The 20,592-nt window shown below is 36.8% G+C and carries 13 protein-coding genes and 2 pseudogenes; 11 read left to right on the top strand and 4 right to left on the bottom strand.

The window, feature by feature from the left end:
* The first annotated feature begins 10 nt into the window (after positions 1 to 10).
* From ACR65F_RS03305 to ACR65F_RS03285, 5 genes and pseudogenes are all read left to right on the top strand, one after another.
* Positions 11 to 1,831 (top strand): DUF927 domain-containing protein, encoded by a 1,821-nt coding sequence (locus tag ACR65F_RS03305; protein WP_440503275.1) that lies wholly within the window; start codon positions 11 to 13, stop codon positions 1,829 to 1,831.
* A gap of 51 nt (positions 1,832 to 1,882) precedes the next feature.
* Positions 1,883 to 2,788, top strand: a complete 906-nt coding sequence (locus ACR65F_RS03300; protein WP_440503274.1) for a tyrosine-type recombinase/integrase — start codon at positions 1,883 to 1,885, stop codon at positions 2,786 to 2,788.
* A gap of 14 nt (positions 2,789 to 2,802) precedes the next feature.
* Positions 2,803 to 3,534, top strand: a complete 732-nt coding sequence (locus ACR65F_RS03295; RefSeq protein WP_440503273.1) for a hypothetical protein — start codon at positions 2,803 to 2,805, stop codon at positions 3,532 to 3,534.
* 522 nt (positions 3,535 to 4,056) lie between these two features.
* A pseudogene (locus tag ACR65F_RS03290) lies at positions 4,057 to 4,227 on the top strand (copper resistance protein CopC); the annotation flags it as partial.
* 51 nt (positions 4,228 to 4,278) lie between these two features.
* The gene (locus tag ACR65F_RS03285; RefSeq protein WP_440503272.1) at positions 4,279 to 4,956 is read left to right on the top strand and encodes a hypothetical protein; all 678 of its coding nucleotides are present in this window, start codon (positions 4,279 to 4,281) and stop codon (positions 4,954 to 4,956) included.
* 787 nt (positions 4,957 to 5,743) lie between these two features.
* Here ACR65F_RS03285 and ACR65F_RS03280 read toward each other — a convergent pair.
* The 3 genes from ACR65F_RS03280 to ACR65F_RS03270 all read right to left on the bottom strand — a co-directional run bounded on the left by ACR65F_RS03280 (position 5,744) and on the right by ACR65F_RS03270 (position 8,959).
* On the bottom strand, positions 5,744 to 6,625 hold the full coding sequence (locus tag ACR65F_RS03280; protein ID WP_440503271.1) for an ATP-binding cassette domain-containing protein: 882 nt from the start codon (positions 6,623 to 6,625) through the stop codon (positions 5,744 to 5,746).
* Positions 6,626 to 6,637: 12 nt separating this feature from the next.
* Positions 6,638 to 8,014, bottom strand: a complete 1,377-nt coding sequence (locus ACR65F_RS03275) for a gluzincin family metallopeptidase (RefSeq protein ID WP_440503270.1) — start codon at positions 8,012 to 8,014, stop codon at positions 6,638 to 6,640.
* Between the two features lie 564 nt (positions 8,015 to 8,578).
* Entirely contained in the window at positions 8,579 to 8,959 is a 381-nt protein-coding gene (locus tag ACR65F_RS03270; protein ID WP_440503269.1) for a hypothetical protein, read from the bottom strand.
* Between the two features lie 1,353 nt (positions 8,960 to 10,312).
* Between ACR65F_RS03270 and ACR65F_RS03265 the strand changes: the two genes are divergently transcribed.
* From ACR65F_RS03265 to ACR65F_RS03240, 6 genes and pseudogenes are all read left to right on the top strand, one after another.
* Positions 10,313 to 11,392, top strand: a complete 1,080-nt coding sequence (locus ACR65F_RS03265) for a hypothetical protein (protein WP_440503268.1) — start codon at positions 10,313 to 10,315, stop codon at positions 11,390 to 11,392.
* Between the two features lie 1,040 nt (positions 11,393 to 12,432).
* Positions 12,433 to 12,876 (top strand): hypothetical protein, encoded by a 444-nt coding sequence (locus ACR65F_RS03260; RefSeq protein WP_440503267.1) that lies wholly within the window; start codon positions 12,433 to 12,435, stop codon positions 12,874 to 12,876.
* A 209-nt stretch (positions 12,877 to 13,085) separates the two neighbouring features.
* A pseudogene (locus ACR65F_RS03255) lies at positions 13,086 to 13,585 on the top strand (transposase); the annotation flags it as partial.
* Positions 13,586 to 14,031: 446 nt separating this feature from the next.
* A complete protein-coding gene (locus tag ACR65F_RS03250) occupies positions 14,032 to 14,559 on the top strand; it encodes a hypothetical protein (protein ID WP_440503266.1) in 528 nt (175 codons plus the stop codon).
* A 785-nt stretch (positions 14,560 to 15,344) separates the two neighbouring features.
* Complete coding sequence (locus ACR65F_RS03245; RefSeq protein ID WP_440503265.1) at positions 15,345 to 16,205, top strand: immunoglobulin-like domain-containing protein; 861 nt, start codon at positions 15,345 to 15,347, stop codon at positions 16,203 to 16,205.
* A gap of 153 nt (positions 16,206 to 16,358) precedes the next feature.
* Entirely contained in the window at positions 16,359 to 17,813 is a 1,455-nt protein-coding gene (locus tag ACR65F_RS03240; protein WP_440503264.1) for an S-layer homology domain-containing protein, read from the top strand.
* A 609-nt stretch (positions 17,814 to 18,422) separates the two neighbouring features.
* Here the strand turns inward: ACR65F_RS03240 and ACR65F_RS03235 are convergent.
* Positions 18,423 to 20,090, bottom strand: coding sequence for an S-layer homology domain-containing protein (locus ACR65F_RS03235; protein ID WP_440503263.1), 1,668 nt, complete (start codon positions 20,088 to 20,090; stop codon positions 18,423 to 18,425).
* Positions 20,091 to 20,592: the final 502 nt, after the last annotated feature.

Below are 20,592 nucleotides of genomic sequence, written 5' to 3'. Positions count from 1 at the left end.
GCTGAACCTCATGACCCAACAAGACAAAGCACAAGGAAGTACAATGCTCAACATAAACCAGAATGACTTAGAAGCAGGTCAATCTTATGAACTAGGGAGTTTCCTGCTGAGACCGGATGGACTTTTCCATACAATGCTTGATAAGAAAACAGAAGAACCTATCACTAGAAAACTGAGTGACCCGTTGTTCATCCAACAGACCGTTCAGAATTTGGATACCAAAGACGTCCATCTCACATTGTGCTACAAATACAAAGGCAAGTTCCAAGAAATCAACATTGGACTCATTCAACTCATTCCGAACGAACTCATCCGACTGTCGAGTAAAGGCGTGGACGTCACACATGACCAAGTGAAATTAGTCTCCACGTTCCTTCAGGAACAACAGAAGCAAGCACCGCACAAAGAACTCTATCGAGAAGTTGGCTGGCATGATGATGGAGAAAAGAACCTAATATTTCGGCATCATCGTGTCCATCCGTCACACCTTCTGACACCTGCACAAAACGATACCGAAGATGGGATGTACAACTTGGAACCGCAAGGAGACCTGTCCGTGTTCCTTGACATGATTCAGCAAGAAGTCATCGGCAACACCGCACTCGAAGCGGCAGTGTGCATGGGATTCTCCGCTCCACTGGTTGGATTCCTGTCACGAAAGTACAGTGATGTCGGTACGCTACTCATACATATCGTAGGAGATAGCACAAAAGGAAAAACTACAGCGGCTTTACTAGCGGTTTCGCTCTTCGGAGAGCCTTCAAATAAGAGAATGGGTCTCATGAAAACATGGAACGGAACGAGTAATGCCACCATCAACCAGTTGAGTGGGAACCATGGCATACCCATCGTGTTGGATGAACTCTCCATGAGTCATGCAAATTCGCTCACTTCAGAAGTGTACGTGCTCACCAACGGAGTGGATAAATCACGATTGGATGAATTCATGAAACAGCGGAAACAAGGTACATGGGCAACGACCCTCATCTCCACTGGTGAACAATCTATGTCTGTCAGAACCAACAAGAACACAGGACTCTCGATAAGACTCTTGGAACTTCCAAACGTGGAGTGGACGTCCTCCGCTGAAAATGCGGATGCCATTCGTTCTGTCATTCAAGACCACTACGGACGAGTCGGGGAACAGTTCCTGCAGTACATTTTCCAGCAAGACGTCACGCTCATTGAAGAGAAATGGGAACTTTGGCAGAAACGATTCAATGAAGCCTTGCCAGACAGTCCTTTTCGTTCAAGAATCGCAAAGAAGTACGCCATCCTGCTTGCTGCTGGAGACATTGCCAATGAAGCACTTCACCTTGGATTGAACTTGGAACAAGTGGCAACATTCTTTGTTGACCATGAACAGGAACAACTAGCGGCAAGAGACATTGGAGGAAAAGCATTCGACTTCATCACACAAGAAATCATCCAACACCAAACGAACTTCCGCAAAGAAACCGACTTCCATCCACCTCTGAACTGTTGGGGGAAAGTATTTTTCCATGCAGATGGTGTAGAGGTTGCCATTCTGAAAAACGTCTTAGAACAACAATTGCGGTTAGGTGGATTTGACGACCCGAAAATTGTCATTCGAGATTGGAAGGAAAAAGGGGTGCTTCTCACAGAGGGAGATAGAGCCACTAAGCGAACAAAGATTTTTGATGCCAACGAACAAGACGCACGACAGAAGATGCTAGAAAAACCGTCAGTTCCTAAGAAACTGCAAGATACTACCTACAACTTCAAGCTGCCACTGGACGCATTGGATGGATTGCTAGAGGCAAGAGAACTACCACAACTAACTGATTCAACGAGTCGCTTCACACTCTAAGGCAAAGGGCTAACCTTTGTCTTTTCTTACACCAAAAAGGAGGAATTACACATGAAAACATCACCACAAGCATCTGTACAGTCCAGTTTACTCATACACCAAGCCATCCCAGAATTCCAAGACTGGCTGTCACGTAGAGGCCTGAGTTCAGAAACTGTGCGGAGGTATCACATGGATATCCGTCAATTCAGCAATTGGCTTGCCATGAATTCCAATGGACCTGTCTTAATAGATGAAATTACCACAAAGCGCTTGGAGGGGTTTGTTGACTATCTCTCCAAGGAACGAAACTGTCTGCCAAGGAGTGTGAATCGGAAAATTAATGTAGTGTCAGTATTCTTCCAATGCATGGTGAAGAAGAAATATCTATTGGAGAATCCTGCCGAGGACGTTGAACGGATGAAAGTGCCGGACATAGAGCGAACCTTCCTCAGTAAAGATGAAGTTGAACGTATCATTGGGGCAATTGACCATCCAGTGATTCACTATTTCACCATGACGATGGCATATACCGGGATACGAGTAAATGAATGCATCAATCTGACAAAAGACGATGTGGATTTTGATGCGAACTGTGTGAGAGTGATAAACGGTAAGGGAGGTAAGAATCGAGTGGTTCCTATGAACCTAAAATTGAAAGAGCAGCTTCAAATCTATTTAGCTGAACATCGTCCTCAGACCGATTCTCTCTTCTTCTTTGCCTTGAAGAAAACAGGAACAGTCAGTGCGCAATACATCAATCGAACTCTGAAACTAGCGTGTGAGAAAACAGGTATTGAAAAGCATGTCACCAGTCACTTCTTACGCCATTCGTTTGCGAGCTACCTAGTTCAGAAAGACACCCACGTTGCAGTCATTCAGCGATTGCTGGGGCATGCGAGCTTAAAAACCACATCCGTTTACTTACATGTTCGACAAGAAGACATGCAGGATGCAGTAAATCGAATTGACTTTTAAGGAGAGAGACAACCATGACACCTTTCAACTCAGCGGTCTTTGATGACCCTAAAATCTCAGAAACATTAGCAATGCTTGAAGCAGGAAAAAGTAAAGATGACATCGTAAAACATTTTGGTAATAAGAATTGGGCACCCATTGATATGTACTTCAGAAGAAGAGGTTTCCGGTGGAATAAGACAACCTATGTTCCGATTCAGGAACCATCCACCGCTGCAACAGAAGAAGCGAGATTCATCCAAACGAAAGACGCTCAAGTCGTTCGACTATTAAGTGTTAAACAGGCAGACATCCGACAAATCGCCATCAAGAATGGCTTTTCAAACGTTGAGGATTTAGGACAATACATGAAGGCAAATGGTTACATTTGGGATGCGAAGCTAAACAACTATGAATATGATGTAACAACCATGCAGAAAGAAGAGACTAAGGGCAGTACCTTCAATTTTGAAACACTTGCAGAGGGAAATGAAGAAGTTCAACAACTCTTGCGATTCCTAATGTCAAAGAAACACCGCTTGGCAGAATTGTTGGAGCCGGAGAGTAAGAAGACGTTGCCGCGATACACATTCAAGGGAGCAAAAGCCAACAAAACACTAGGATTGCCAACCTCCCTACAGTCTTTGTTAGCAGACTTCAGCAGTGAATTTAACGTTACACAGAGAGACATCATTGAAGTGGCACTGGCAGATTTCTTCAGGGGATACGGTTTTGAGGAACAATTGAATCAGGTGTTGTTATCATAACGGGGCGATGGGTTAACCATCCCCGTTTTTTTTGTAGGCTACACAGGCATTTCCCGATGTTCCCGAAAGCCCGCTAGAAAGTAGGCATAGAGAGAAAGGAATATGAATGTAGTGAATCATTTGTAGAGAGATAGGGAGTTAACAGTATTGGAAAGGTGTAGTGCGAGGAAATATAGGTGTATGGAGGATAGTAGGAATGAAATGAATTCACTTTATACTTGTTGAGTGATTCCTAGAATTTTATTTTTCAACCGGGTTTTTGGGTATTACGGGATTTTTAGGTCTCTCTTTCAAATTCTACTTTTTCCGTTTAGGGTTTCTTCGGTTTTGTCGGGACTTTTCTTTTTTCTCGTTCAGCTTTCACTCGTCTTTTCCTAATCTCTTTCGAAATCACTTCTTTTTTCTCTCGTTTTTTATTAAGCTACATTTTTAGGGAATTGCGTGAATGCTTGCGGTGCTTGGGTTCTTGGTGGTTTGAAAGGGATGGAGAAATCCAATTATGATTAGGCGACTAACGCTAAAACTCTTACAGTAACATTTAACCAAGCAGTAGATACTTCTAAAGCGAGCCTTGAAGTTGTTAAATCAAACATCAAGCAAAACATTTCTAAAGCTACATGGGCTGCTGACGGTAAGTCTGCAACACTTGAGCTTTCAACAAAGCTTACAAAAGGTGAGTACACTGTAAATGTTACTGGACTTTCTGACCAGAAGCTAACTGCTTCAGTTACAGTTCAAGACGAAATGGTTGAATCTATTGAGATTCTATCAGATGTTGCTGTTTTAAATGCTACAGAAGATGAAGCTACAGTTGCTTACCAAGTGAAAAACCAATACGGTGAAGATGTTACAAAAACAACTAACTTGTCTGAAAACAGTGCTGATGTAAAAGCTAATCCAGCAACTGGACTTGTTACTATCAAAGGTGCTACTTTAACTGCTGCAAAAGCGGGAGATAAGAAAGTTGCAATTGCTTTAGTACATACTGAAAGTGCTAAATCTGCAACTAAAGTAGTTACTGTTTCAGCAAAAGCAGCAGCATCTGATGTAACAGTTTCAGGTATCTATAATAAAGATGGTAAAGCTCTTAATGAGGATACTGTATTAACAACTGATAAATTCTATCTATTAGTAGATGTGAAAGATCAGTATGGCAATGCGATTTTAGATAAAACAACAGCAGACAATGGTCTGATTAAATCAGAGACTAACCCAACAGTTGTAGCTGCGAATGGTACTGCTACAAAGCCATCGTTTGAAGTACTAACAATTGATGGCAAAAAGCAACTTGCACTACAATTAAACAAGCCAGCAAATAACAATGTTAAAGCTGGTGAAAGCCAAATTACTTTAATTTCGACTACAACTGGTAAAAATACATCATATAAAGTAAATGTATCTAATATTCCAGACAGACGGTAAAGTTCCCATCGAAGAGATTATGCACACTAGTATTTGATGTCAAGCACAGCCCAAGATCTTCCATTTTTGTTTTATAAACTTTAATTCCCAACTTGAAAGTTACATTTATAACTTAGAAGATCGTTTACAAGCCAAAAATAAAAACAGTATACTCAAAAACAGTAGTAGTATTCGATTGAGAAAATAATATCCAGGAGAACTAGAGTAACTGAGGTTATTGGAATTAACGCCAAATGCAAATAGTTTGAACATCTGGCTCTCAGATAAATAGTCAGTAACAACATACACTAGCGTAACAAATAGTCCGGTATAGCTATTTTTAGAAAAAACGGTAATAAAGAGTAATAAGGACGACAAGAAAAGGACGTTAGGTACAAAACACAAACCCAACAAGAGACTGTCTAAGTCGAGAAACGAAACATTTCTATAATAAATCATGCATGTGAAGAAAGACCCTAGTGAAATTGGCAGTATGTAGGTCATCCATCTTTGAAACATTGTAAAATTAAACGTGCGAGTGGTGTAAAACGTAAGTATCTCATAAACGTTATCTTGATAATCATCAAAAAATACATAAAAGATTATAAATGAGGTGATTAAAGGAACTAGGTAATCATAGAGATTATCAACAGCTTTTAGCTTATAGCCTTCTTGAATTGCAAGAAGGTAATCACTGGGTGCCGGAAATAAAATAGAAATTAATAATAAAAATCCTACAAATAGGTAAACAAACGTTAATTTTCTCTGTTTCTTATCGAATATATCTAGATTTAAATGAGTCTTATCCTTATTTCTTTTGTAAATATACATAGGCATTCTCTAAAGTAATCTCCTTATCTAATTTGCTAGATAATTCTACGTCCTTGCCGATAAACTTTACTTTTATTGTGTCGTTATCTACCCTTTTTTCCTCTATAATCGTAACTTTTTTTGAAAGCTCAGTCAGTACTTCTCTGGTTGTTTCAATTACATTTATTTTTGAACGACACGTTGATATTATTTCTTCAACATTGCCATCAAATAAGATTGAGTGATCTTTCAAAACTAATATTTTATCACTAAATAGTTCGACATCTTCAATGATGTGGGTTGATATGATTGTAATTGTATCTCTACTGATTTCAGATAAATGGTTTCTAAACTCAATCCGCTGTTCAGGGTCCAAACCAACTGTTGGCTCATCAATAATAACAAGTTGAGGGTGTCCTAAAACTGCTTGTGCTATGCCGAGCCTTCTTTTATAGCCTCCCGAATATTTCCCCACCCTTTGATTAATTACTGGTCCTAAATTAAATTTATCTACAATTTCTCCTATATGGCTTTTTTTATTTCCTTCTTTACTACCTTCTTTAGTATTTTTAAGATCATATACGTAAGAAAGAAAGTCATATCCATTAATATTATTATAAATGTTGAAATTTTGAGGTAGGTAGCCTACTTTGCTGATTGGATATTGTTTAGTGTGTAACAAATCCAAACCATTTAGAGTTATCTGACCAGATTGTGCAGGTTTTAGTCCGGTCAATACATTCATTAGAGTTGTTTTTCCAGCACCATTATTTCCTAAAAGCGCAATTATCCCGTTTTCTGCGGTGAAAGAGATGTTATCCAACACCTTATTTTTACCGTAGGAAAAACTCACATTATCCACCGTTAAACTGTTTTTCATTCTCAATCGCTCCTACTGATTGTAGTTAATCAAAATCGTATCACCATTTATTTGAATGTAACTATCACTTGCATTTAATGGCCAGATTGTAACAATGACTTGTCTGTACCTCTTGTTTTTTAAGTTCAATAAATCATCTTTAGACAAATTCCCACTCTCTATGAGACCCTTAAGCGAGGTTTGCAAATCTGATACAAATTCATTGGCATTATAACTAATTGGTATAATATATTGCACTCCATCTTTTTGGAGTTGCTGATACTGTCCCGCAAACAGATCTAAACTAGTAGTTGTCCCTATTAATTTGTTCTTCTTAGTAGAAGTCCAATCAATATTGGAATATATATCTGCATTTGAATTTACAGTAATGTCAAAATCGACAGCATTCTTATTTTCCATAGTGGGATACCAATCGAAAAATGTACCAGGTAAGTTGACAGCATTTCCCGATACATAATAAGTGGTAAAACCAAGATTATTTACTAACTCCACAGTGCCTTCATATTGTACTGTTACTAAAATTGTATCCCCTCTTTTGTAATTGGAAGGTATACGAACTAGATTATTTTCGTGAGTAAATGTAGTAGATTCGTTGTTAATTTCAATACTTTTTATTGAAAACGTATCATCCAAATTCAAAAAAATATTTTCAGTGGGTTCCATGAAATTAATTGTTAAGATGGCGGTGTTTTTCAAACTATTTACCAAATCTAAATCCATCTCATACTTTGTTATTTGATAAGTAAAGTTGCTGCTTTGTTTATTTTCCACGCTTGTAGATGCATTGGAAATCGTGTTCAAGTAAGGAAGATAGATAATAAAGCCTAAGAAGAATAGTGACATACTAAGATTAGTGAATTTCTTTTTTAATGAAACGCCAACAGAAATACGAACTATAGATATGAAAAATGCAATTACTAATATAACAAATAGCTTGTCTAATAGGTAATTCATGTTAAATAAGGGACCGGAAATGGTATTAGACATAATATAAGTATTATCATCAAATATATTCAAATATCTATTAATTGGATTGACTGGGAGGTCCCTAGATTTCCAGACAAACCAGCCATAAATTAAAAAAGATACTAAATAAGAAAAGTTGTTTTTCATTAAGATACTCACTGAGCTTCCGATTACAGCAGCAAGGATACTCGATAATACCCAAATAATAAGAAAGTGAGAAATATCTTTTACTAAAAACATAGGTTGAGTTAAATTATTTTGTAATGTAAGAATAAGTGAAATAGGAACAAGTGATAAAATGATAGAAAGAATTAAAGAAGATACAAGAAGTGAGTACTGTTTTTTTAATTTGTCCCCTTCTAAATAGCTCAAAACAACTGATTGATTTTGCATTAGATATGTTGATGAAGTTAATAAAAACAAATTAAATCCTATAAAGCTATAAGCGTATATTGAAATGAAAAAAGAAGTAGATATATGTATTGCGAAAGATAGTTTATAAGTTATAAATCCCATAAAAAGTATTGTGAAAAGAAACAACAAATTTTTCGTGATTATTTTTGTATAAAAAGTATATATATGCATGTTAGGTTGAGTAGCCTTTTTTGACTACTTGTCTCCCCTCTAACGAAGTAATTTAGATGAACAGATTTTCACGATAGCAATATTTTCCACCCTTTTATCTAGATCTATAAAAACTGTAAATTCAAGTTACATACTTTAGACAACTTAAAAATCCCTCTAGGGGTGTATTATAATTAATCGCTTTTGGTGTGCTGTTTTGTCCGAAACTATGTAGAAAAGTTATATAATCAAGGGTACCCTAGGCAGTACCCTTGACTATATTTGTTAACTAAAGATATATGAAACACATATATTCTTCGCCTAAAGGACATTCCTATCGTACGGTACTTGATTAATCGTTTTAAGCTGTTTTCTAGGTATCTACCGTTCATCTCAAAATGATATTCAATAAATCATATTGAATTAGTAGTCGGATATCCTCATGTTTGCAGATGCACTAGCAGTATCTCCCGTCCAAATATATTGATAGGACTGTGGTGTACCTTTATTTGTCTTTGATTTAGATAACCAGTTGTCTGTATCGGTTACGCCAATTTTTGTTTTCACCGTTGCCTTCGTGATATTTGGAAAGAGTGAGTTTATTTCTACGACTCTGACAGTCCCTGTATCCTTGATGCCTCGACCATGTAGGAATCTTTCCCCATCACCATAGTTTAATAATGGAGATGTATAGCTCTTACCACTTACCTCTTTAGTAGTCCAAGTTGCAGCGGATACTGAAACAGAACAGAATAAAGTTGCAGCGGCTAAGCCGACTGTTAAAATTTTTGCTTTGATATCCATAACATACCTCTTTTCTTAATGATATTTTGTAATTCTTACGCGCGTAAGAACTTACCGAATGTATTGTCAATTGACCATTTAACAATAACATACCAGGGAAATTTATGTATATAATTTGGCAAAAAAGTGTAAAATGATTACAAAGTTTTACAAAATGAAAAAATATTAATTATTAAATAACCACAAAAATCTTCAGAAACAGATTTTTCACGACACGATATATTCTAATTCACCATAAAAATAACAATTTTTAGGAATTGTATATAAAAATAACCTAGTCTTACTTCCCCTGTGCTTGTAACCCAATAGAATTTAAAAAACTCTACTACTAAAAGTAACCCCCTACTATTCGAACTGCTCTTACAAATGAAGATGTTCCTAGACACATGTGTACAGTAATCTTGGTAGGCATTCCGAGTTTTCAGGAATAAATCTACTAGTTACTATAAATCACCTTAAATGGTTTTTACTTGTATTCAACGATAAAAGCATCCCGGTACCATAGGTTAGAGCGTTTTTCTTTTGTATTCTCAACTGCACCAACACGAATTACAAATATATATCATAAAATTGATACTGGAAACAACCTCATCCATTCAACCGGATGAGGTCGTTTTCTAATTTAGGAGGAGAAACTATGAAAGAAACTTACCAGTACATGAAAACTCAGCAGGCATCAGAAACATCACTCATACAGAGCTCTGATTCCCAATCAAACTTATCCAATCAAGGGATTCTAGTCCGCGCATGATGAGCTGGCTGCGAGTACCAATGGACTGAACTCACGACATGATTGCAGATAAACTGACGACAAAAGTAAACTGATAGAAGATGCTTAAGTAAGAAGTCAGGTATTCCGAGGAAATGGGGAAGTCTACGTAAATTCTATTAAACGCTTCTATTATAATTATAGTCATATAGACATGCGTGTATTCTTTGTGTATAATGTAAAATACCTATTAAAGAGCAATATTTATACAAATTAATATTAGGACTGATTTCATGAGAGGAAAGCGAAAGAGATACATAGCTTCAACTTAGTAAGGAAATCAAAAGATATTGTGTTTTACTTCCTAATAGAATGGGAGTATAGGTTTAACTATTTAAATAATACAATGCGTACCTTTTTGGGGAAGAGTAATGGGCTTAGAAGTTTGAAAATATGCAATTTTCATATACGAAAATAGATAGTTTGTTACAGTCTAGGTAATCATGAGAAATATCGATAAAAAATTCATGTTACAGCAAGATTTAGAGTATAGTCTGTCACATAATGAGTTAACTTGTCGTGCAATAGAGACTGTTTTGATGAATGAATCGGAGGAATTTGAAAACATAGATTGAGGAGTGTGTATGATGAGGAAGTTTTTTATAGGATGCATGGTACTGTTTGTATTGGTTGGGTGTCAGAATGAGGATTCAACAATAACTACGAAATTACCAAATAAGTCGGTTGAAAAAGTAGTGAATCTTCCTAAAAATGATAACGAATGGATAGATTTCTCGAAAAAAAGTAGCTGGGCTGCTAATACTTTAGAGGAAACAGTAGTGACTATGGATCGGATTGCGGTGGATTTCCAAGGTGACGGACTCCCTGAAATTATTGTACCCTATGTTACGTCGTTAGAAGAGTCTAACCGAATATCTGGTTTTATACTTGGAAGATATGACGAAGAACAAGACGAATGGGTAATGGAACAGAATCACAAACAAGCAGATGTAAACCTACAGTATCTTGCCTATGAAGGCGTAGGGAAATTAACTAAGGTAGATGGAAAAGAGTTACTCGTTATGAGAGAAGAAACAGCAGGTGCAGGCTCAGTCAGCAATCAAGTGTATTTGTATGAACAAACTACTGAAGGTGAAAATCTTGAGGATTTAGCGAAAATTTCTGCAGACCAAGTCCCAGATATAACAATTGAAAATAATCAGTTGTCACTAGCTATTCGTCAGGTACCGTATACATATAACTTTGAAGGAACAGAGTGGTTGGTAAGCGGAGAGCGCAAAGAATATTTGAGAGGAAGCGAGAATTTTTATAAAGAAATTTTGATGAAACTAATCCCGCAACATTCATTTATGAATTCCCATGTAAAGATAGGAGATGATTACGAGAAAACTAAAAATCAATTAGATGATTCGGATTTTGAGGTGTTGGAAGATCTGTTTATTTGCTCATGGTATGATGAATATAAACTTTGCAAATACAGTCAAGATACTTTCATCCATTCAATCGATTTGCAGTTGGATGGCTCTTTTTCAATAAAAAAAGTAGAAGATGTTCTAGGTGAGCCACACTATAAATTACTAAGCAGTTATGAAACGTTTTGGAGTTATTATTATGAAATTGATAATCTCTCTGTAGAATTTGCAACGGAAAATACAGACCTCAGTAGTCCGATTATGTGGCTTAAAATTAGTCAAAAGCTCTAATTGAGTGCACCATTCAATTATTTCCCTAGACATGAAATTATAAAAATGACCAAATTATTAATTTTGCTCAAAACGCTAAAATTATTCACATTGCTACCTAAACACTCGGCGTTGGAATGGATATCACGAAACGCCCCCGCCTCGCCTACATGGTGGGCGAATAGGCAGCTTCTGAAAAAGTCAATCATAGTCCATCAATCTATACAAAGATTTGAAACCTTTTACGGATAGCTACTTGTGGCAATGAAAGCATTTGATAAGTCAGGTGTCATCATTGGCATTAAACTAGCAGGCCAAGACTGGCTCAATTTAGCACACTAGATTTATAAACGGGAATTTCATCGTAGCAATAATATTTTTTTGCACCCTTGATAAGGCCAAAACCGTTGATACATCGACACTTATAGAAGGTGGTACTATATATGAAAGTTAAATGCATATCTATTGAAGGTTATATGTTCAGCCCAAAAAAGTAGAAGAGGGTGTTAGATTAAAAACAACTTATAATGAGATAGAAGTTGGTATAATATATAATGTTTGTGGAATAGTATTTTATGAAAATGGACTAAAATATCTACTATATATGATTATGATATGGCTTATTGGTATCCCTTAGAATTATTTAAAGTTATTGATAAAAATGTACCTAAACAGTGGTACTTTGATTTTTATGGAAATAATGAGGAACCTATTTCTGCCATTTGGGGTTACAAGGAGTTGATATTCTCTAAAACACATTTTGCTGGGTTAAGTGAACAAAACTAAGAGGATATTCGAATTCTTTTAACAAGAAAAAAATGAAATGTATAGTTAATCTTAGGTCTTGAACTTAAGTTGACGGTTGAGAAAGCAAATGAAATAATTTTCTCAGAAGTCGATGACCAAATCTTTTAAGTTGGAGAGTTCAATGTTGGGGGTATAGCAAATTCTAATAGTTTTACATTTAAAATCATTCCCTATTAAGAAATCGAGTAAAACTTGAATTAGCATTATACTTAATATCAAGCGAAATGAAAAAACGAGCAAAGGATGTTGGAGAAATGGAAAGCAAATCTAACCATACCAAAATTCCAGGTGAATTATTATATCAATTATCAAACTTAGATTTTTTATCTGATTTTGAAAAACCAGGAGTATATGGGCTTGTCTTAAATGAAAAGGAATATCTGTATATAGGAAAATCTGACACTTCTATGTTTAAGAGAGTGTGGGAACATATTGGTAACTTAGCTACAAAATCAGAAATGTTATTTGGAATACTCCCTTGTGAATTGAAAAGTGGCAAGATGAGAATTAGTATCGTGATTATAGATGATAATGTTGATGAGAAAAGTAGTTGGAAAAGTAAAGAACTAAAATTTATCAACAAGTATAAACCCATCTTACAAAAACAACCTAATAGTGATATTTGTATTCGTGGTAGTAAACAAAGAAGAAAGGCAATATTGGAAAGGGTATATCCGAATAAAAATGAAACTTATTGAGTGGATTTACTGATTCTCAGCCCTTACACACCAAGGGTTTAAAGACATTGATAAAGAAGTACCTCCCCAAGTCTAGTATAAGGATGTCGACTAAAACAACCCAAAAGACTGGTGTTACTCCCTTTGACCACTATACGACAACAGATTTGGCATCCAAGAATTATATGAGATGGAACCTACCCGACAATACGAAGAAATCATGAGTGCCTTTAGCGTTAGGTGCTTCCAGCCAATATATCCTTCAATCCTTATTCTCTTCGGGTAATTTGAATGATGGAAAAGCAGAGATTCCATTACTGAAAGGACTGGAACAGTTCCAATTGCCTTTCATTCGCGATCATACGTTGGATGCAGGATATGATTTCGAACCTATCTATGAAACCTTGAAATATACGTCACATCTTGAGTGTAAGGACTGTCCTCTTTTGAACCAAGGCCAATGTCAAAAGGTCTACAAAGTCAGAATTACGACGGATCTTCGTAAAAACACAGCGACGCACGAGGATCAAAAGTATGGAAGAAGATATTTAAGCGCCGAACAGCTGTAGAGCGAGTTAATGCGGATTTGAAAGAATTCTATCACCAGAATAACGTCATATATCGAACCAGAAAATGAGCAAAAGTCCATCTCGATTTGTTTGTATTGATTTACAACGCATCAAAGCTAGCAGAAGATCGAATCAACGCAAAGTTACTCGAACAAAAAAAGCATAATTCCTGTTTTTTGAAATACAAATTAAAAATCGAGAAACCCCTTGTATTTCTAAAAAGAGTAATTATGAAATTGATTCATTCAGTTAAATAAACTTCAAGGTCTTATGAAAAAAATATGTGGGAAAAGATTCATTTATCTTGTTTTACAAAATTTTCAATGAAAAATGTAACTATACCATTCCTGGATGGACTAACTAAATGTATAGTGCAAAATGAAAGTACATAGTATTGCAACCAAACCCGGCGTTGGAACTTTACATGGAGTGGTGGGGATGATATCCTTCCTCGGCAAAGCCCGCCCTTGATATGGCAGTCTTCCCGGCTTGGTACTAATGCCCGCAGAGGCTCCATGTCACGTTGCATCTATGTGTAGTTGCTATTTCAATCTTCTGTATTGTGATTTTGCAAGATACACTAAATTAGAGAATGGGGATAATTGCGATGAAAATGAGAAAAATACTGATGTGGGGTCTTGTGTTGCCGGTTTTATTCATTGCGGGTTGTAGTGAAAACGGACAGAAACAAGCTGACAACACCGAACAAAAGAAGGTAAATAAAGATAGTATAGGCGAAGAAAGCTATAATGACATAGATATTGGGATCATTGAGTCTGATGGCGATCTTATTATTGACATCAATGATGGGAATGATGACTATAAAGCATATAGAATGTTAAATGACTCAGAGATTTACCTAAAAGTAAAAGATATTATGGATAATGCAAATTGGGAAAAACCAGAAGAACCGATTAGTAATTCTGGGGAATTTCGTATTGAGAGTATAGATAATAAGGATCGAGTATCAACGAATTACTATCTTTCAATAAATCCTGATGGTAAAACAGTTAAACTTATTGATTCTAATCATGTTTTATACACGGATTTGAATGAAGCGAACTCAGAAAAGTTGTTCGGTATATTAGTTAATGAAAATTTATCGGATTATGATATAAAGGAGAACAATAATTAGTTTATTTATTAGTTAATTGTACCTGCTCAACACGCAGTTATGGGAATATCGGAATGAATTGATAGCGAAAAGTACACTAATTGTTAAGTGGATTAGTGTACGTTTTGCACGTTACAAGTTTATGTAATAGTAGTTGAGGTGGGTGGTGATAGAGATACCCGAAACAAATCACACAGGTGGTACATCTTTGTTTCTTTCGGGTAAGTTCCAAAACAGCTCTTCCATCCATTTGGCACTATCATATGGATCAATCTCACTCAGGTGAAACTTATCCGTATTGGACGGACAATTGCAGATCTCGATGTAACAGCAATTCTCTATGGTGCAGCTATTGAGGAAGCGTCAAACATTACCCGACGCAAAAACGACTGGCGGTCAGGTACCTATTACTATGTAATCATGCGCTGTATCACGAATCCACACGAAAGCTATCCCTTACCATTTTGCCCTACTGACAAGAGTTTAGAGAAGGGGAGAACGACCAACTTAAACTTAGATAATGGAAATAGGAAAAGACATTGAAGTTAATTGTGAAGAAAGAGGTGAGTCACTGTATAAATCAGACATGAATCAGAATTGGCCATAGGTGAATAAATGGAAAAGACCTTTAATCGAGAAATCGGTTAGAGGCTTTCTTAGATTCCAGTTAAATAAGTTGCATTGTCTCATGAAAAAAACTGTTAAGTAGAAACTAACTATTACATCCTACTATAAAAATTTTTCGCAAAGTGAAACTATTCCAATTATGGAACGACTAACTAAATAAGAGATTGGAGGAGCAAATGATGAAGAGGCTTATTGCGATAAGTACGTTAAGTATTTTTCTTATGGGATGCACCGGTTCTAAAGAAATAGAAGTAGAAAAGGAAACAAAAAATTACGAAGGGACCTATCAAGACTTATACGTCCAAAACTTTGCAACTGTTGTGAATGCTGGAACGGAACGTTATGGTCAAGGAAATGTTTTTAGACTTCATGATCCCTACCGTCTCAATGGAGCCATTGAAGTGTATCCCGGTTCTGTTTATGAACCAGACATGCCCAAAAAGTTGAAAGAGGGGTATACCGCAGAAATAACATTAGAGCAAGTGAATAGGCATGCAGAACAGGCGAAAGAGATTTTTTCAATCACTACGACAAATCTGGACGAGTCAAAAGTCAAGATTCCCAATGAGTCTGGTAAGTTGTATAGATATACAGTGAAAGTCAGAGATGCAAACAACGAAGTAAAGGATGTTCGATACGATCCGCTCTTTACTACTTTCGATCAGTATAATATGGCTATGAAGGTTATGAAGGATGTTTACAAAAAGAACGAAACCATTACATTCATCATCGAGAACTGGGGTCCGAATTATATTTCCTACAGTAAGGATCTGGAAGTTTTTAAAAAGAAAGAGGATGAGTGGGTAAAAGTGGTCAGAAAAGAGGATTCTGGATTTGTAACTATGCCATTAAAAATAGAAACGGCATGGTCCATGTCGTATCTGAAGCTGGATAAAGATGAAGACTTAATCATGCCGCTGGAAAATCGCAGCATCGTATTAGATCGGTACGAATTGGAAAAAGGGGAATACAAATTGAAAATTCAAGTAGGCTCTGCGAAACATCCGTATACATTAGAAGATACCTTTCAGGTCAAGTGAAGGACTGTAAACAAATAAAATCATCGAGTGTCCACTTTTCGCCGGATGACGATGCGTATACCGAGTTTCCTTTCTTCGCCAAATCACCAATAAAAACCAATTTTTTTTGCAAAACACTTGAACTATAGTAAGCTACTGGTAGGGGGGATGGTTTTGAAAAAAGCAATCGTTTTATTCTTATCAGTTGCCTTAATTCTATTGGGGAATGTAGGATCAGTGAAGGCTGAAGGTTTTTCGGATGTACATAGTAAACATCCTTTTGCTGAACACATGAGATTTTTGTATGATAAAGGTATAATTCGAGGGTTTGAGAATAATCGGTTTGCACCGGATAATGATGTGACTCGCGGCGATGCAGCCTTGATGATTGCAAGAACCCTCGATTTGAAAACAGAAAAAAGGGACACTGTTTTCTCGGATGTAAGTAACCAAAGTGCCGCTTCAGGGGCTATTCAATCGGCAAGTGAAGCAGGAATCATTAACGGATATACAGATGGGGCATTTCGTCCGAATGCAGTGGTGACTCGTGGACAAATGGCGAGCTTTTTAGCACGTGCATTTAAACTCGAGGAAGAAGAAGCGCTTTCGTTTTATGATGTACCAATTAGTTCCAGTAGCTATTCAGATATTCGTAAAGTGATCACTTTTGGTGTCACCGAAGGCTATTCAGACGGACGTTTTCAACCAGCGAGGTCGTTAACACGTGCTCAGTTCTCGGCATTTCTAGCGCGAGCGTTAAATGATGAGCTTCGTTTAACCGTGTATGTGTGCGGATATGATCCCGAAAGTCGAGAAAATCCTGATCGGCAAACCATGAACTGTTTGCTTACGAAAGCTGCAAGACAAGCGGAAACTCAGATACCGCCGGAAATTGTAAAGGCACTTGTGTCTGTAGAAAGTAATGGCTGGAAACAGTTCACTGAAAAAGGCGAACCGATTATTAGTAACGACGGTGGCATTGGGCTTATGCAAATCACGAACACCACTGGATATGATGTGGCACGGCTAAAATATGATTTAATGTACAATATTGAGGCAGGCTTGGACTTCCTTCGAACAAATTTCGACCGAAAGGATTTACCGAAAATTGCAGACCATAATTCAGCAAAACTGGAGCACTGGTATTTTGCGGTCATGGCGTATAATGGAACAAAGTCAGTAAATAGCCCATTCTATCAATCGACTGGCGAAAGAAACCCGAATGCCTATCAAGAAAAAGTTTATCTTGAGCTCCGTAAAAATGGCCTATTGAATACGAATATCAATTCAATTGGAATGATAAAAGAAGACTTCAGTTATGGAGAATCTACGAATCATACGATACAGTTTAATAAAATGATTTTCGATATGACAAAAGCAGCTACAACATCTAAGGAGTTATTGAAAACAGGAGATACCGTTACTTATTTTGGAACAGGGATGCGGTCGAATCCAAATACATCATCAAAACTATTACCAACAACTTCAATGGACAAACTAACGATTTTGGGCGCACCAGTTTACAATGAACCTTCAAATTCGAAGAACCAGTTTGTTTGGTACCCAGCTCAAACGGTGAAAAATGGTAAAAATCAATCTGGTTTTATTGCCTCTCCTTACATTAATTAGTCTGGGAGTCTTGGTCAAAATGCAATTCTAATATTCTTTAAACACGTGTGTCACTCTATTTATAAAGGATGCTGTGTGATTGAAGGAGGTAGCCCTCTAGTCGAGCAATCGATTGGAGGGCTTTTTTTCTTTTACCTAGAAAAAAGACTAACAAAAGTGGTGAATAGGGGATTCTTTTATGAAACACCTTTTGGTTATAAAATTGTTAATACCTGTAAAATACTCCTTTTAACTTCCTATTAAGAATGAGATGATTTTTTTAAAATATCCATGAGGTTAAGCTTGATGAATTGCCTGATAAAGAGGAGACATTAGTGGAGAAAATGTATTGTGAAAGAGAAAACATATTGAAGTTATATGATAAGCTATGGAAAAATCCATGTCTTTTCACCGGTATAGAAATATGTATGTATTCCAGCCAAACGCATTTTAATCGCCTCCATTGTAAATTCTGCAGGATAACTTACTCGTTTCCCCATAAGAAAAAACACCTCCACATTGATTGAATAAGGTTTATACACTATTTTCAACGAAAGATGTTTTATTTGTTTCATTAACTTAAGTCAATGCTTGAAGACTCTACGCTTTTACAGTTGTTGAGTTAGTTTTTTATTGTTTGAGGAGACTCACACGATATAAGAAAATCGCGATTTCTCCACGCGTAATTGGATCAGTCGTCCCGAACGTGGAAGGAGATTTCCCTTGAGTAATCTTATTTTTCACGAGTGCATCGACTGCAGGTTTGTAAGTGGCTGAGACATCAGTGAAGTTTGTGCTTGTACCCTTCCCGTCTAATTTATAGGCACGTGTCAAAATAAGTGCAATTTCTCCGCGTGTTAACTGATCATTAGAACCAAATGATGTAGCGGACTTTCCTTTCATGATTCCCTGTTCAGACAATGCTTTCACTGCACCAGTAGCACGGCTAGGAACATCTTTGAATAGTAATGTGCTTGTTTTTGAACCGTTAATGCCAAGTGCTTTGGCAAGCATCACCGCTGCATCGATTCGTTTGACATTATCGGAAATGCCAAATGTTGTTCGGGATGTTCCTTTTGCAATATTATTATTGACTAAGTAGTCCACAGCATCCTGATAGGCAGAGGATACGTCTGTAAAGTTTCTTCTAGCAGCAGGATCCTTAATTGAAAGTTTATAGAGGCCAGGCTTTGAAGAACCAGCAGATTTTTGTATTTTAATAAAATAGGTCCCTTTTGTTACATCTAAGCTTGTCTCCAGTTGTTGTGGATTCTTTTCAGAACTGCCATAAATGGATTTGTTGAGCAACCGTGTCCCGTCCGAGTTGCGCACTTCAATTTCACAATCATTGAAATAGAAGATTGCTGACAACGTGAAGAACGTAGTATTTGAGGCAACGAATTGGTAGTAGTCGACTTGATCATTCCAGCTCATTAGACCGGTAAAATCTTTTCCTATAGGCATTACTTGCGCAAGCTCAATTGAGTTGTTGGGCTCGACATCATGACTATTTGCTGCATCGAAGCGTGCTTGCAACGTGTAGACACCATTAAAAAGGCGTTTAGAAGATTCACCAACTTTAATATAGTACGTTCCTGCTTCTAAATAGATTGAGTCTGAATACTTTTCAGGGGAGAATTCGTTACCTTTAATGAAATGCTTTTGAATAATAGTCGCACTGGTCTCGTCTAGTAACGTCATGACACAATCCCGAATGAACATATTGGAATCGAAAGATAATTTTCCAGCTTCATCCAATTGGATTTTATAATAATCCACAGGGTCAGACCAACTTAAAAATCCGCGTATTGGAAAATTCGTAAGTGGTAATAATTCAGCCTGTTCCATTACGTTATTCGGTTCTTTTTCATTGTTTCCTGCAGGTGTGAATTTAGGAAGGAAAGAGAAGTTCCTCTGCATTACACCTTCCGGCCAAATGTTCGAAGTTTGGAATTCGACAGTGTATTGGCCCGCTTCTAAATGAATGTCCAGGTTTTTAATTGTGGGTGTGGATGAGGTTCCTAGATATAGAAAATCATTGACAACATCGACTCCATTTTCATCCTTTATCTGGTAGGGAGCATGCTCGAAATAGGCTTCTATTATTCCAGTTAGCTTTCCTGGTTCTGGCAAATTAATAGTATATGTGGCTGTTGGATTTTCAGGTGTTAAAGAAATCGTGGTCTTTTCATCGAACTGCAGATTTCCATTCGTTTCAGCAAATACCGAATGTGTATTGAAGAATAGCCCGATTAAAGAGAGTGCTAAAATAATTGCAGCAAATTTAAGTTTCTCCATAGGTGTTGCTCCTTTTCGTTGATGCATGCAGGGGTCTATTAATGAGTGGATAGTCCACCTATTTCATCAGATAGGATCCATGCAGCTCGTGTGAGTTACCTTTTTATAGTATATGGATTATCAGAACTGTACAATAGTTAAATAGATATATTGAGCAGTCAAGGTAGAAGTAAGAATTCATTAATTTCCTTGAACTAGTATTTGTAAAAATACGATGTTGCAAAACTGTAGCGAGTAGTGGATTTAAAAAGAAGTAAATGAGCTTTACTTACGAAGATTAATAAAATTTAGGTTATGGAGTTTAAGTCGATAAGGAGGAGAAAAACGTGGAAAAGTAGAAAAAGACTCATTTTAGCAAACGAAATCCTGATTACACTTAGCCAACTCTTATTCTGAGATGGTATTAAAAAATATACGGGCTACGTTATAGATAGTATGGTTGAACCCAATGTAATGTTGGTCTTAGTTGTAGACTCATTCGAGGACTATCTAGCGGTAAACA

This window comes from Sporosarcina sp. SAFN-010 (assembly GCF_059415065.1).
This window is presented reverse-complemented; position numbering and strand designations above follow the sequence as displayed.